Origin of the sequence: Corallococcus sp. NCSPR001 (assembly GCF_017309135.1) — a bacterium.
In the GTDB taxonomy this organism is placed as follows: domain Bacteria; phylum Myxococcota; class Myxococcia; order Myxococcales; family Myxococcaceae; genus Corallococcus.
In genome coordinates this window covers 5,501,799-5,518,006 of the sequence record NZ_JAFIMS010000002.1, presented here as the reverse complement: position 1 = coordinate 5,518,006, position 16,208 = coordinate 5,501,799, and the positions used below count along the sequence as shown (strand labels likewise).

Annotated in this window: 1 protein-coding gene (only partly in view); it reads right to left on the bottom strand. The window is 72.4% G+C overall.

Features of this window, described 5'->3' with window-relative positions:
• Positions 1-16,208, bottom strand: partial view of a non-ribosomal peptide synthase/polyketide synthase gene (locus JYJ93_RS24225; protein WP_206795071.1) — the 5' portion only. The gene continues 1,792 nt to the left of window position 1, outside the view; 16,208 of the gene's 18,000 nt are visible here — the first part of the coding sequence; its start codon is at positions 16,206-16,208; its stop codon lies off the left edge, out of view.

The window sequence follows — 16,208 nt, the reverse complement described above, 5'->3', positions numbered from 1 at the left end:
TAGCTCACTCGCTGATCCTGGAACAGCAGCGCGGTCGCCTCCGGAGCGCGCGCCGCCCACTGCGCGAACCGCTCGTGCGCGAGGCCGTCGGGGAAGGCCACCGACGTGGTGCTCCAGCCCGTGAGCACTTCATGCCGCTCGGACTCGGAGAGCAGGTCCACGGAAGAGGGCCGCCGCCCCGGATCCGCGAGCACGCCTTCGAGCAGCGCCACCAGGTGCGCGTCCATCCGCTCGAGCGTCAGCCGGTCGAACAGCTGGGTGTTGTACTCCATGGCCCCGGTCAGCACGCCGTTCTCTTCCATGAGCGTGAGGCTCAGGTCGAAGCGCGCGGTGGGCAGGTCCGGCTCCAGCGGCGTCACCGCCAATCCCGGCAGCGCGAGCGTCGGCTGCGCCGTGTTCTGGAGCGCGAACAGGACCTGGAACAGCGGCGTGCGGCTGAGGTCCCGCTCCGGGTGGAGCGTCTCGACGACCTTCTCGAACGGCACGTCCTGGTGGGCGTAGGCGCCCAGCGTGACGTCGCGCACGCGTCCCAGCAGCTCACGGAAGGTGGGCTCACCGGCGAGGCTCGTGCGCAGCACCAGTGTGTTCACGAAGAAGCCGATGAGCGGCTCGGTCTCCTCGCGCGTGCGCCCGGCGATGGGGGAGCCCACGCTGACGTCGTCCTGTCCGGCATACCGGCCGAGCAGGGACTGGAAGGCCGCGAGCAGCGTCATGAAGGGCGTGACCCCTTCCTCTCGGCTCACGGTCCGCACGCGCGCGGACAGCTCCGAGGACCACCGGATGCGGTGGCTCGCGCCGTTCGAGGTGCGCACCGGGGGACGAGGACGGTCCGTGGGCAGCTCCAACGCGCGGGGTGCCCCGGCCAGGTGGGCCTTCCACCATGCCAGCTGCGATTCCAGGACTCCGCCCTCCATCCACTGACGCTGCCAGAGCGCGTAGTCCGCGTACTGGATGGGCAGCGGCGCGAGCACGGAGGGCTCCTCGCGACGGCGTGCCTCGTAGAGGGTGGCCATCTCCCGCACGAACACGCCCACGGACCAGCCGTCGGAGATGATGTGGTGCATCGTCATCATCAGGACGTGCGCGTCCGGGGCGCACTCCATCAGCACCGCCCGGATGAGCGGGCCGCGCGCCAGGTCGAACGGACGGCGCACCTCCTCCGCGCACCGGCGCAGGGCGGCCGCTTCGCGCTCCTCGGGTGTGCCGTCCAGGCGCACGCGTTCGAGGATGGACGGGAGGTCCCCGGCGATGACCTGGTAGGGCATGCCTTCCTCCATCGCGAAGGTGGTGCGCAGGCTCTCGTGGCGGCGCACCACTTCCGACAGGCTCCACTCCAGCGCGTCCACGTCGAGCGGTCCGTTCAGCCGCATCGCCTGGGAGAGGGTGTAGTTCGCGCTGCCGGGCTCCAGCCGGTCGAGGAACCACAGGCGCTGCTGCGCGAACGACAGCGGCAGCCGTTCCCCTCGTGGCATCAGCGTGAGCGCCGGGATGCCGGGCGCGCCCTGCTCGCGCTTCAAGGCCTCCACGCGCGTGGCCAGGTGCTCCGGCGTCGCGGCCTGGAACAGCTCCCGAAGGGGGAGCTCCACGCCGAAGGCGCCGCGCAGCCGGGACACCAGCTGCGTGGCCAGGAGCGAGTGTCCGCCCAGGTCGAAGAAGCTGTCGCGGATGCCCACCGTCTCCACGCCGAGCAGCCGCGAGAAGAGGCCCACGAGGATCTCCTCCGTGGGGGTCCGCGGCGGGGCGGCGCCTTCGACGCTCGCGAAGGCGCGCGCGTCCGGGGCGGGCAGGGCCTTGCGTTCGACCTTGCCGCTGGTGGACACGGGCATCGCGTCCATCGCGACGAAGGCCGCGGGCACCATGTAGTCCGGCAGCCTTTCGAGCATCCAGTGCCGCAGCCGCGCCGCGGACGGCACCGCCTCGCGGCCCACGACGTAGCCGATGAGCCGGCGGTCTCCCGCCACGTCCTGCACCGTGACGACCGCCTCCTTCAGCGCGGGATGCGAGCCGAGCACCGCTTCGACCTCGCCCAGTTCGATGCGGAAGCCGCGGATCTTCACCTGGCCATCGAGCCGGCCCAGGAACTCCAACCGGCCATCGGCCCGCACGCGGGCGCGGTCGCCCGAGCGGTACATGCGCGCTCCGGCGGGGCCATGCGGATCCGGCAGGAACCGCTCGGCCGTCAGGTCCGGCCGGTTCAGGTATCCCTGGGCGACGCCGCCGCCCGCGAGGAACAGCTCACCGGGTACGCCCGCCGGCACCGGCCGCAGGGACGCGTCCAGGACGTAGACGCGTGCTCCGGAGATCGCGCGGCCAATCGTCGGCAGTCCCTCCTCGGTGCCCTCGGGTGCCACGACGTCACAGGTGGCGAGGACCGCCACCTCGGTGGGGCCGTACACGTTGAGGAAGCGGTACGGTGCCCCCTGGGGCGGACGCCGGCGCAGCTGATCACCACCGACGCTGATGATGCGCAGGGTGTGGTGCTCCGGGAGTTGCTCCCCGAGGACGAGCTCCCCGAGCGCCGTGGTGAAGAACACCGTCTGGATGGCGGCTTCCGCGAGCCAGCGCGCGATCGCGGCGGGATCCGCGCGCACCGCCTCCGGGACGATGACCAGCGCCGCGCCAGACGCGAGCTTGGGCCAGATCTCCAGCACTGACGCGTCGAAGGCCGGAGAGGCCAGCACGGCCGCGCGGTCACCGGGGCCTACGGGCATGTCCACCTGATGCCAGTCCGTCAGGTGGGCCAGCGCGCCATGGGAGACGGTGATGCCCTTGGGGACGCCCGTCGTGCCCGACGTGAAGATGACGTAGGCGGGCGCGGACGGCGGCGGGTCCGCGGGCAGGGCCGTGGCTCCCGGCGCGGCTTCGGCGCCGGGCGTCGTGCCATCCGCGAAGAGCACCCGCAGCGACGGCGGAATGCGCGCCGCGTGCGCCGGGGTGGTCACGACGGTCGTGGCCTGGGACTCCATGAGGAGGGTGTGGAGGCGCGCGTCCGGCAGCGTCGGATCGAGCGGCATGAACACGCCTCCCGCCCGGAGGATGGCCAGCTGCGCGACGATCATCGACGCCGAGCGCTCCATCAGCACCGCGATGGGACGGATGTTCCCGGGGGACGGGCGCGGCAGCACGCGCGCGAGGCGCGTGGCTTCACGGTCGAGCTGCGCGTAGGTGAGGACGTGCTCTGCGTCGATGACCGCGGGCGCGGAGGGCGTGCGGTCCACCCAGCCCTGGATGCGCGGGAGCACGCCCGGGGAGTCGTGGGCGGGGAGGGCGGTGGCCTCGACGAGGTCGGTCGCGAGCGCACGCGTCAGCTGGGAGAGCCGATCCTCTGGCGCGGCCACGATGGCCTCCAGCAGCACGCGCAGCCGCGCAGCCATCCGGTCGATCGTGCCGGCGTCGAACAGGTCCGTGTCGTATTCGATGACGCCGTCGAAGCCGTCCGGCCCGTCGCGCAGCGACAGCGAGAGGTCGAACTTGGAGGCCTGGCTGCCGGTGGGCAGCTCACGGAAGACGAGCCCGGGGAGCGCCAGCTCGGCCGTCGACGCGTCCTGGAGCGCGAACACCACCTGGAAGAGGGGCGGATGGCTCAGGCTTCGCTCGGGCCGCAGCTCCTCGACGAGCTTGTCCAGCGGCACGTCCTGGTGGGAGTACGCCGCCAGCGTCACCTCGCGCACCCGGTACAGCAGGTCCACGAACGTGGGATCTCCCTCGGTGTTCGCCCGCAGGACGAGCGTGTTCACGAAGAAGCCGATGAGGCCTTCGATCTCCGCGCGCGTGCGTCCGGCGATCGGCGTTCCCACGCAGAAGTCGTGCTGGCCGGAGAGGCGCGACAGCAACGTCTGGAACGCCGTCAGCAGCACCATGAATGGCGTGGCCCCTTCGGACTGGCCCAGCTCCTTCACCCGCTCGGACAGGTCCCGGGGCAGGGCCATCGGATGGATGGCGCCGCGGTAGGCGCGAACGGGCGGCCTCGGACGGTCCGTGGGAAGCTCCAGCAGCGGCGGCGCGCCGGCGAGCGTCTTGCGCCAGTGGTCGAGCTCCGCATAGAGCGCCGGCCCCTCCATCCACCGCCGCTGCCAGGCTGCGTAGTCGACGTACTGGAAGGGGAGGGGCTCAAGGGGCGAGCCGCGTCCCTGCGTGAAGGCCTCGTAGAGCGCCGCCACCTCGCGGATGAGCACCCCGGTGGACCAGCCGTCGGAGATGATGTGGTGCAGCGTCACCAGCAGCATGAACGCGCGGTCGTCCCGCTGGAGCAGCGTGACGCGCAGCAGGGGGCCTCGCTGAAGGTCGAACGGCGTGCGGCCTTCTTCCGCCATCAGGCGGGCTTCCTCGGAGGCGCGCTCCGCCGGAGGCAGCCCGCGCAGGTCCACGTGGCGCAGCGGCGCCGTGGCGTCCGGGGAGATGACCTGGACTGGCTGGCCGTGCTCGGCGCGGAACGTCGTCCGCAGCGATTCGTGACGCTCCACCAGTGAGGCGAAGGCTCGCTCCAGCGCGGCCACGTCCAGGGCGCCGTCGATGCGCACCGCCGCCGGGATGTTGTATGACGCGCTCCCCGGCTCCAGCTGATCCATGAACCACAGGCGCTGCTGGGCGAACGACAGGGGCAGCACGCCGTCGCGGGGGATGCGCGACATGGCGGTCCACTGGATGCCGGTGCTGGTGCCGATGGCGCGTTCGACATGGGCGGCGAGCGCGCTCACGGTGGGCGCCTCGAAGAGGGTCCCCACCGGCAACTGAATGCGGAAGGCCTCGCGGATGCGCACGGCCGCCCGGGTCGCCGTCAGGGAGTGGCCGCCGAGCGCGAAGAAGTCGTCCTCCCGGCCCATGCGCGGCACGCCCAGCACCCGGGCGAGGATCTCCGCGAGCCGCTCCTCCACTGGCGTCGCGGGCGGGACGTAGGTCGTGCCCGGCGTGGCCTCATCCGCGTCCACGGTGGGTAGCGCCCGGCGGTCCACCTTGCCGTTCACGGTGAGGGGCAGCGCCGCCAGCGACAGGAACGCGGAGGGCACCATCGGGTCCGGCAGCCGCGTGAGCAACCAGCGCCTCAGTTCCAGCGGGTCCGGCATCGAGTCGTGGGGCACGACGTACGCCACCAGCTTGCGGTCACCGCCCGCGTCGCGGACGACCACGGCCGCTTCACGCACCGCCGCGTGCTCCGCCAGCACCGCTTCGATCTCTCCCAGCTCGATGCGGAAGCCGCGCACCTTCACCTGGTCGTCGACGCGGCCCTGGTACTCGAGCTGCCCGTCGGCGCGCCAGCGCACGATGTCGCCCGTGCGGTAGAGGCGCTGTCCCGGCGTGGAGGCGAACGGATCCGGCACGAAGCGCTCGGCCGTCAGGGCCGGACGCTGGCTATAGCCGCGCGCGACGCCCGCACCGCCGATGTACAGCTCGCCCGAGACCCCGACCGCGGTGGGAGCCCCGTGCGCGTCCAGCACGTACAGCCGCGTGTTCGCGATGGGGTGGCCAATGGGGACCGCGGAGTCGAAGCGAGCGTCCGGCCCCACCTCGAAGGTGCAGCAGCCCACCACCGTCTCGGTCGGGCCGTACTCGTTGATGATGCGCGTGGCCGGTGCGCGCTTCCGCCAGGACGCGAGCGTCGCGGACGTCAGGGCCTCGCCGCCCACGACGAAGCAGCGCACCCGTCCCGCGACGTCCACGTCCGACAGCTGCGCCTCCAGGAGGGACAGCTGCGTGGGCGTCAGCTTGACGATGGAGTGGTCCATGCCCGAGCGCAGCACCTGCGCCAGGCCCTCGCCCGCGCGGCCCTCCGGCACCAGGACGACGCGTCCACCGGCCATCAGCGGCGTCAGGAGGCTGGTGATGGTCAGGTCGAAGCCCAGCGGCGAGTGCACAGGTGCACCCGCGCCCGCCGCCGCGTCATAGGCGTCACGGCTCCAAGCGAGGTAGTTCACCGCGCCCCCGTGCGTCACCATGACGCCCTTGGGCCGGCCGGTGCTCCCCGACGTGTAGAGGACGTACGCCAGCTGCTCCGGGGCCACCGCCACACCCAGGTCCGTGCCGTCCTCGGAGGACAGGTCGGTCTCGTCCAGGCACAGCGTGTTCCCGTTGATGCGGGGCAGCGCGCCGCGCAGCTCGGAGTGGGCGACCAGCACCCGTGCGCCGCTGTCTTCGAGCACGTAGGCGAGCCGCTCGTGCGGGTAGCTCGGGTCGAGGGGCACGTATGCGCCTCCGGCCTTGAGCACGCCGAGTACGGCCACCACAAGGTCCGGGCTCCGCCGCAACGCGAGCGCCACGCGGACCTCCGGCCCCACGCCGCCGCGGCGCAGGACGCGCGCCAACTGGTTCGCCCGCGCGTTCAGCTGGCCATATGTCAGCTGCTCGGTGCCGGACTCGACGGCCACGGCGTCGGGCGTGCGCCGCGCCTGGGACTCGAACAGCGCCGCGACGTGGGGCGCCGGCATGGAGGCCGTAGCCGTGTCATTCCAGGTGCGCAGCAGGTGTCCGTACTCGCTCGCGTCCAGGAGCTGGCTGTGCTCGTAGCGCTCGCGGGGATGCAGGGCCATCCGCTCCAGCGTGCGCAGGTAGATGCCGGCGATGCGGTCCAGCTTCGCCTCGTCCCAGTCGCGTCCGTGGCTGCGCAGCGTGAGCTTCACGTCCTGTGATTCCGGATCCACGCTGAACGTCGTGTCGAGCGGCAGGTCCAGCCACGACGTCTCCCAGTACGGCTCCACCAGTCGCACGCCCGGGATGCCCGTCAGGCCCGCGGAGACGTGGAAGTGGACGAAGTTGAAGAGCGCGTCGAACAGGGGACGGCCGCCCAGTTGTTGCTGTAGCCGCGCCATCGGGTAGCGCCGGTGGGGGAGGAGCGCCTGCTCGCGAGCGAATACGTCGCGGACCAGCTCCACCCAGCTGCCGCCTCCCAGCTTCAGCGCGAAGGGCACGCTGTTGAGGAACAGGCCCAGGACACGCTCGCCATCCGTCACCTCCGGACGTCCGTTCACCACGAAGCCCGACACCACGTGCGAGGACCCGTCGAGCACGCCGCGCACGCGCAGGTGCGCGGCGAGCAGCACGCTCTTGAGGGGCACCACCGCCTGGTGCGCTAGCGCGCGCAGGCCCTGGGTGGTGGAGGCCGACAGGGGGAACTCGCGGAACAGCAGCGGCCCGGGCCCCTGCGCCGGGGACCGGGGCGCGGCGTTCGCCCTCGCGCGGGCCACCTCCGCCAGTTGCTCGCGCCAGTACCGCTGGGCCGCTTCGGAGTCGAGCGTCTGGCGCTCGAGCGCCACGAACTCGCGGTACGCCGCCGCCAGCGGTGGGACGGGCGACTCTGCACCCTGTCGCACGGCCAGGGCGCGGGGGAGGAACTCCGCCAGCAGCGAGGCGAAGCTCCAGCCATCCAGGATGGCGTGGTGGAAGATGACGGAGAGCTGCACCGTCCGTCCGGTCCGCCGGTGGAAGCCGAAGCGGATGAGCGGCGCGTGCTCCCAGGCGAAGGGGCGGGAGCGTTCGCGCTCCAGCCACGCCACCAGGTGGCGGTCCTGATCGGCGCGGGACATGGCGCTCAGGTCCTCCACGTGTAGGGGCACCTCTACCTCGCGGTGCACGAACTGCAAGGGCACGTCGTAGTGGGCCAGGTCGAACGAGGTCCGCAGCACCGCGTGGCGCATGGCCAGCTCTCGCAGCACGCGCCGCAGCGTCACGGGCTCCAGGTCCACCTCCAGGTGGAAGCTGAATGCGTCGTGGTAGAGCGCGGTCTCCTGGCTGAACTCGCTCTGGAAGAGCATGCCCGCCTGGAGCGTCGCCAGCGGATAGGCATCCTCCAGGTCCGGAGGCAGCCGCGAACGGTCTCCGGCGGAGAGCAGCGCGAACGGCGCCTGGGCGGCCGCGTCCGCCGCGGCGCGCACCTGTCCCTGGAGTGCTTCCGCCATTGCGCGGACGGTCTGCTTCTCCAGCAGCATCGCCACCGACAGCTCCAGCCCCCGCTCGCGGGAGCGCGCCACGTACTGGATGGCGCGGATGGAGTCGCCTCCCAGGTCGAAGAAGCTGTCGTCGATGCCCACCCGCGCCACGCCGAGCAGCTCCGCGCCCACGGCGCAGAGGATCTCCTCGGTGGGAGTCCGGGGGGCCTGGTAGCTCGTGCCCAGCTCGGGGCGCTCGCCGTCCGGCGCCGGCAGCGCGCGCCGGTCCACCTTGCCATTGGCCGTGAGCGGCAACTCCGCGAGCGTCACCAGCGCCGCGGGCAGCATGTGCGCGGGCAGCTTGTCCGCGAGGAACGCGCGCACCGCGTCGATGGTCAGCGTCCGTCCCTCGGTGGACACGACGTAGGCCACCAGGGACTTCTCCCCGGCGATCTCCCGCACCATCACCACGGTGTCCTGCACCGCCGGGTGCCGCCGCACGGCGGTCTCGATTTCACCCGGTTCGATGCGGAAGCCGCGGACCTTCACCTGCTGGTCCACGCGGCCGAGGAACTCGAGCGTGCCGTCCCTGCGCACGCGGCACCGGTCGCCCGTGCGATACAGCCGCGCGCCGGGCAGGGTGCTGAACGGATCCGGGACGAACCTCTCCGCCGTCAGCTCCGGCTGGTTCAGGTAGCCGTGCGCCAGACCGTCGCCCGCGGCGTATAGCTCGCCGGGCGCGCCCATGGGCACCTGCTCCATGGCGGCGTCGAGCACGTAGACGCGCGTGCCCTGGATGGAACGGCCCAGCGGCACGCCCGCGCGGAGGTCCTCGCGGGATTTGATCGGGAAGCAGCAGGTGAAGGTCGTGTTCTCCGTGGGGCCATAGCCGTTGATGACCTGGCAGCCCGGGTGCGCCTCCAGCACCCGCGCGACGTGCGGGGGCGACAGCACGTCACCGCCCGCGAGCAGCTGGCGCACCGGCGCGAGCGCCTCCAGGTGGGAATCGACGACCTGATGGAAGAGGCCCGCGGTGAGCCACAACGTGGTGACGCGCTCGCGCGCGATGAGCCCGGAGAGCGCATCCAGCGACAGCGCCTGGGGCGGCGCGATGATCAACCGGGCGCCGTTGAGCAGCGCGCCCCACACCTCGAAGGTGGACGCGTCGAAGGCGAGCGGCGCCAGCTGGAGCAGCGTCTCCTCCGGCGACAGGCGCACCCAGCCGGGCTCTCTCACCAGCCGGAGCACGCCTCGGTGCGGAACCGCGACGCCCTTGGGACGGCCCGTCGAACCGGAGGTGAAGAGGACGTAGGCCTCGGACTCCGCGCCCACGCCGTGCGCGGGGGCGTGCACCGGCGCGCGGGCGATCGCCGCTGCGTCCGTGTCCACGCACACGAAGGGGATCCACTGTGCAGTCAGGCCGTCCGCGATCTCCGACGTCGTCACGATGGTCGCGGGCCGCGTCTCCTCCAGCAGGAAGCCCAGGCGCTCCGGCGGGTCGTTCACGTCCAGCGGCACGTAGGACGCACCGGCCTTGAGGATGGCCACCAGCGCCACCACCAGGTCCAGCGAGCGTTCCAGCGCGAGCGCGACCCGGGCCCCGGGCCCCACGCCCTGCGCGCGCAGGTGGTGAGCCAGTTGGTTCGCGCGGCGGTCGAGCCCGGCGTAGTCCAGCGTCTGTCCCTCGAACACGAGCGCCACCGCGCCGGGGGCTTGCGCCACGCGCTGTTCGAAGCACGCGGGAATGGACAGCGCGGGAGGAACACCGCGCACCGGGCCGCTCCAGGCCGCCAACTGCTGGAGCTCCCCGGGAGGCAGCATGGACAGCGCGTGGATGCGCTGTCCGGGGTTCGCCACGGCGGAGTGGGCCAGACGCAGGAAGTGCTCCCACATCCGCTCCATCGCCTCGCCGTCGAGGACGTCGGTGTTGTACTCGGCGACGACCTTCAGCGCGCCTTCCTCGGGGGTGAGGATGAAGAGCAGGTCCCAGCGCGCCAGGCCGTTGCTCTCACCCTCCATGAGCTCCAGGGAGAGGCCCGGCAGCCGCATCGCGGGCATGGGGGCGTTCTCCAGCACGAGCTTGGCCTGGAAGAGCGGCTGGCCCGTGGTGGCGCGCTGATCACGCAGCTCCTGCACCAGCCGCCCGAACGGGGTCTCCTGGTGCTCGTAGGCGTCCAGCGCCACCTGCCGCACGCGCGCGAGCAGCTCCCGGAAGGTGGGCTGCCCGGACAACCGCGTGCGCAGGACGAGCTGGTTGGTGAAGAAGCCGATGATGCCTTCGAGCGCCTCGTGCTCGCGGCCCGCGATGTCGGTTCCGACGACGATGTCGTCCTGGCCCGTGTGCCGCTGCAACAGGACGTCGAACAGGGCGAGCAGCACCATGAATAGCGTGGCGCCCTCGGCGCGCGCGAGCGCCTCCAGCTCCCCGGTCAGCTTCGCGGGGAGGGTGAAGCGTCGGCCGTCGCCCTGGAAGCGCTCGCCGGGCGGGCGCGGGACGTCCGCGCGCAGCTGCAACGTGGGGAGCTCCTCCAACTGCTTGCGCCACCAGCCCAGGTTCTCCGCCAGCGTGCCGGACTCCAGCCAGCCGCGGTGCCACGCGGCATAGTCCGCGTACTGGAACGGCAGCTCCGTCAGCGGCGAGGGCTGTCCCTGGCTGAAGGCGCCGTAGAGCGCCGCCAGCTCGCGCAGGAACACGCCGCCCGACCAGCCGTCGGAGACGATGTGGTGCAGCGTCAGGCAGAGCACGTGCTCCTGCTCGGCCAGGCGCAAGAGCACCGCGCGCAACAGCGGGCCCTTCTCCAGGTCGAACGGGCGCACCGCCTCCTCGCGCGCCAGCCGGCGTGCGCCGGCCTCGGCCTCGTCGCGCGGGCGACCCGACAGGTCCACCAGCGGAAGCGCCGGAGGGGATGCGGGCGAGATGACCTGCACCGCGCGCGCTTCGTCCTGGCGGAAGACGGTGCGCAGCGCCTCGTGACGGCGGATGAGCTCGGCCAGACCCTGCGCCAGCGCCAGCGGGTTCAGCGTGCCGTGCATCCGCACCGCCGCGGGCACGTTGTAGAGCGGCGAGCCCGGGGAGAGCTGGTCGGCCAGCCACAGCCGCTCCTGCGCCAGCGACAGGGGCAGGGGACCGGTGCGCGGCAGCGCGGTCAGCGGGGGCACGGCCCGGCGGGGCTGGGTGTTCGCGTCGATGTGACGGGCCATCGCGGCCACCGTCGTCACGTCGTTCATGAAGGCGCTGAGGGGCAGCTCCACTCCGAAGGCCGTGCGGATGCGCGCGATCACCTGCGTGGCCATGAGGGAGTGGCCCCCCAGGTCGAAGAAGTCGTCGTGGAGGCCGACGCGGTCGGTCTTCAGCACCTCGGCCCAGAGCGCGGCCACCCGGCGCTCCGTGTCCGTCGTGGGCGCGGCGAAGCTCCCGTCCCGCGCCGTGTCCGGTGCTCCCGGCGGCGGCAGGGCCTTGCGGTCCAGCTTCCCGTGCGGCGTCAGCGGGAGCACTTCCAAGGGCACGAAGGCCGACGGGACCATGTAGTCCGGCAGCTGGGACTCCAGCGCCTCGCGCAGGCCGCGCGCCACGTCGGGCGTGGCCACCACGTAGGCCACCAGTCGCGGATCTCCCGGGCTGTCCTCGCGCAGGATGACCGCCGCGTCGCGCACGCCCGGCCGGGCACGCAGCGCCGCTTCAATCTCTCCCGGCTCGATGCGGTAGCCGCGCAGCTTCACCTGATCATCGACGCGGCCCAGGTACTCCAGGCCTCCGTCGGGCAGCCGGCGCACGCGGTCGCCCGTGCGGTACAGCCGGGCGCCGGGAACGCGGGCGTAGGGGTTGGGCACGAAACGCGCGGCGGTCAGGTCGGGCCGGCCCAGGTAGCCGCGCGCGAGCCCCACGCCCGCGACGCACAGCTCACCGGGGACGCCCACCGGCACGGGCCGCAGCCCCGCGTCCAGCACGTACACCTGCACGTGGGCCAGCGGCTGGCCGAGCGTAGGCCGCTCCGGATCCACGTTCGGGTTGAACGTCGCGCAGACGGTGACCTCCGTGGGGCCGTAGGCGTTGACGAAGCGAAGCCGGTCCGCCCAGCGCAGCGCGAGCTCCGGCGTGCACGCCTCGCCCGCCGTGAGCAGCGTCTGGAGCCCGGTCGCCTGCGACGGATCCAACTGCGCCAGCACGGACGGCGTCAGCGTGACGACGGTGATCTCCTGCTCCCGCAGGGTCTGCTCGAGCGGGGCGCCCGGCATCACCGCGTCCCGGGGCGCCAGCACCAGCGTCGCGCCTGACAGCAGGGGCGGGAAGATGTCCGAAACAGCCGCGTCGAAGCTCAGCGCGAAGAACTGCAACAGGCGGCTGCCCGCGCCCAGCCGCATCATCGCGGCCGTCTCGCGAGCCGTGTTGCACAGGCCGCGGTGCTGCAGGAGCGTCCCCTTGGGACGGCCCGTCGAACCGGACGTGTAGATGACGTACACCAGCGAGCCGCTGGTGGCGCCGCCCTCCAGGTCCTCGCCGGACTCCCGGGCGCACGCGTCCTCCACGTCCTCGATGCACAGGGCGCGGGCATCCCGTCCGCCCAGCTTCGGGAGCAGGGCGTGACGCGTGAGCACGATCGGTGCGCGCGTGTCCTCCAGGATGAAGCCGAGCCGCTCCGGGTGCTGGGCCGGATCGAGCGGCACGTACGCACCGCCCGCCTTCAGGATGGCGAGCAGGCCCACGACCATGTCGAACGAACGCTCGAAGCACAGCCCGACGAGCGTCTCCGGGCCCACGCCGCGCTGCCGCAGCACGCGCGCGAGCCGGTTGGCCCTCGCGTTGAGCTCCCGGTAGGTGAGCGCCGCGTCGCCAAGACGCAGCGCGGTGGCGTCCGGAGTGCGCGCGGCCTGGGCCTCGAAGAGACGATGCGCGCAGCTCTCGTCCGGCTCACCGGCGCGGGTCTCCGCCCAGTCCACGAGGAGCCGGTGCCGTTCACCGGCCTCCAGCATGTCCAGGCTTTCCAGCGGGGCATCCGGCTGGGACACCGCCGCCGTGAGCAGGCCGCTCAGGTGCGCCACCAACTGGCGCGCCGCCGCCGCGTCGAACAGGTCCGTGCTGTACTCCAGCCGGCCCCGGAGTCCCGCGGCGCTTTCGGACAGCGCCAGGCGCAGGTCGCCCTGGAGGAAGTGGCTGGGGAGCTCCAGTTGCTGGAGGGTGAGGCCCGGCAGCGGCTGCGTGGCGAGCGGATCCGGAACGATGGCCAGCACGTTCTGGAACAGCGGCGAAGCTCCCGGGTGCCGCGCCGGCCGCAGCGCCTCCACCAGCTTCTCGAACGGCAGGTCCTGGTGGGCGTAGGCCCGCAGCGTCACGTCGTGCACGCGCGCGAGCAGTTCGCGGAAGGTCGTCACGCCCGTCAGCCGCGTGCGCAGCACCAGCGTGTTGACGAAGAAGCCGATGAGCTCCCGCGCCTCCGGCCTCTCGCGGCCATGGACGGGCGTGCCCACGAGGATGTCGTCCTGACCCGAGTAGCGGGCCAGCAGCAGCTGGTAGGCCGACAGCAGGACGACGAAGGGCGACACGCCCTGTTCACGCGCGAGCCCCTTCATCCGCTCCAGAAGCGCGGCGGGGAGGCCCACCTCCACGCTGGCGGCCTGGTGCGTGGACGCGGACGGCCGGGGCTGTGCCACGGCCAGGTCCAGGACCTCGGGAGCGCCCTCCAGCTCGCGCCGCCAGAAGCCGAGCAGCTCCTCCAGATTGGTGCCCTGGAGCATCTCCCGCTGCCACGCGCCGTGGTCGGAGTAGCGCAGCGTCAGCTCCGGCAGCGCGGCCGGGCGGCCTCCGGCGTGCGCCGGATAGAGCACCGCCAGCTCCCGGACGAGCACCTCCATGGACACGCCGTCCGCGATGATGTGGTGCATCGTGAGCACCAGCACGTGCTCGTGCTCCTCGGTCCTGAGCAGGACCGCGCGCAGCAGCGGCCCCGTGCCCAGGTCGAAGCCCCGGAGCGCCTCCGCGTCGGCGCGGCGCTGGAGCTCCTGCTCGCGCGCGGGCGCGGACAACGCGCGCAGGTCACCGGTGCCGAGCGTGAAGGACGCCTCCGGCGCGATGCGCACGACGGCCGCGCCCTCCGCGGCGTGGAAGGTGGTCCGCAGGGTTTCGTGGCGGCGCACGACGTCCTGGAAGGCGCGCTCCAGGGCGGCGGGCTCCAGAGGTCCCTGGAACCGCACGGCCGCGGTGATGTTGTACAGCGCGCTCCCGGGCTCCAACTGCTCCAGGAACCACAACCGCTCCTGGCCGGGGGACAGGCGCGGCGGCGCGTCGTCGCCCCGGCGCGCGATGGGCGCGGGCCTGGCGCTCGCGGACCGGCGGCGTTCGTGGATGAGCACCGCCAGCTCGTCGAGCGTGGGCCCACGGAGCAGCTCCTCCATGCGCACGGCGACGCCCGCGCCGGTCTCCAGCGCGTGGCCCAGCTCGATGGCGCCGAGCGAGTCGAAGCCGAAGCGGGTGATGGGCAGCTCCCCGTCGAGCGCATCGGGGGAAAGGCGCAGGCTCCGGGCCATCGTCCCGCGCAGCCACGCCGTGGTGTCGGCGAGCGACGCGTCCGGTGCCAGCAGGGAAGGGGCGGACGGCGCCGGGGTGGCCGGTGTCACGGCCTCCTCGCGCCAGGCGGTCACGACGGGCAGCTCGTTGGCGAGGAAGGCCGCCCGGGTGCCGCTTCGCTGGATCTTCCCGCTGGATGTCTTGGGGATGCTCCCGGGCTCGATGAGCACCAGGGCGTGGAGGGGCACCTCGTGCAGCTCCGCCAGCCGCTGACGGACCCGCGCGGTCACCTCATCGGGATCCGTCATGCGGCGCGGATCCACTTCCTGGACGACGACGAGCCGCTCCTCTCCCTGCACGTCCACGGCGAACGCGGCGGTGCACCCCGGGCGCAGCGCCGGGTGGCTCAGCTCCACCGTCTGCTCCAGGTCCTGCGGGTAGACGTTGCGTCCCCGGAGGATGATCAGGTCCTTGAGCCGGCCGGAGACGAACAGCTCCCCGTCCTGCATGAAGCCCAGGTCCCCCGTGCGCAGGTACACCGTGTCGCCGCCGCCCGCCACGCGGCCGTGGAACGCGCGGGCCGTCTCCTCCGGACGCTCCCAGTAGCCCCGGGCCACGCTCGGACCGTGGACCCAGATCTCTCCCACGCGGCCCGGCGCGCACGGCTCGCACGTCGCGGGGTCCACGATGCGGATCTCCTGGTCGGGCAGGTTTCCACCCGAGCCCACCAGCATCGGACCGCCGGCATCCTCCCGCGCCTCACCCCGCGCGAGCGCGTCCGAGGCGAAGGGACGGTGGACGGGAAACACGCCCTTCTTGCCACCAGAGACGATGAGCGTCGCCTCGGCGAGGCCGTAGCAGGCGTAGAGCGACTCCGGGCGGAAGCCGGAGGGCGCGAAGGCGTCCGTGAACCTCGCGAGCGTCTCTGGACGAATGGGCTCCGCGCCGCAGAACGCGACCTCCCAGTTGCTCAGGTCCAGCGCCGCGCGCTCCTCCGGCGTGCTCTTGCGCACGCACAGATCGAACGCGAAGTTCGGACCGCCGCTGATGGTGCCATTGAACCGGGACACCGCCTCCAGCCACTTCATGGGGCGCCGGAGGAAGTCCAGCGGCGACATCAGGGCGACGGGGAAGCCCGCGTACAGCGGCTGGAGGATGCCGCCGATGAGCCCCATGTCGTGGTACGGCGGCAGCCAGATGACGCCCACGGAGTCCTGGCGGCTCTCGAACGCGTGCGAGATGAGCCCCAGGTTGTGCAGCAGGTTGCCGTGGCTCAGCATCACGCCCTTGGGCGTGCCCGTGGACCCGGACGTGTACTGGAGGAACGCCAGCGCATCACTCCCCACGTCCGCGGGCCGCCAGTCCTGCCCCGTCTCCTCCGGCAGTTCGTCCGTGGCCACCCAGTGCAACGCCTTCAACTCCGGCGCCTGCTCGAACAACATCTCCGCGAACGACGCGATGAACGACGTGGTGAGCACCACCGTCGCCCGCGCGTCCTCGATGATGGAGCGCAGCCGGGGCAGCGTCCGGCCCAGCCGCATCGGATCCGGCGGATAGGCCGGGACCGCGACCCGCTGCGCGTACAGACAGCCGAAGAACCCCGCGATGTACTGGAGCCCCGGCGGATACAGCAGCACCACCCGCGCCCCCGCCGGGCTCACTGCCTCCAGCGCCGCGCCAATGCGCCGCGCCCAGCGGTCCATCTCCCCCCGCGTCATCGTGACTTCGGAGCCGTCCTCCTCCAGGAACGTGTAGAGCGGCGCCTCCTCGCGTGCCTCTGCCTGCTGGCGCAGGAGCGCGACGAGTGACGAAGCAGCGCCGTGATTCACGTGAAGTTTGACATACAT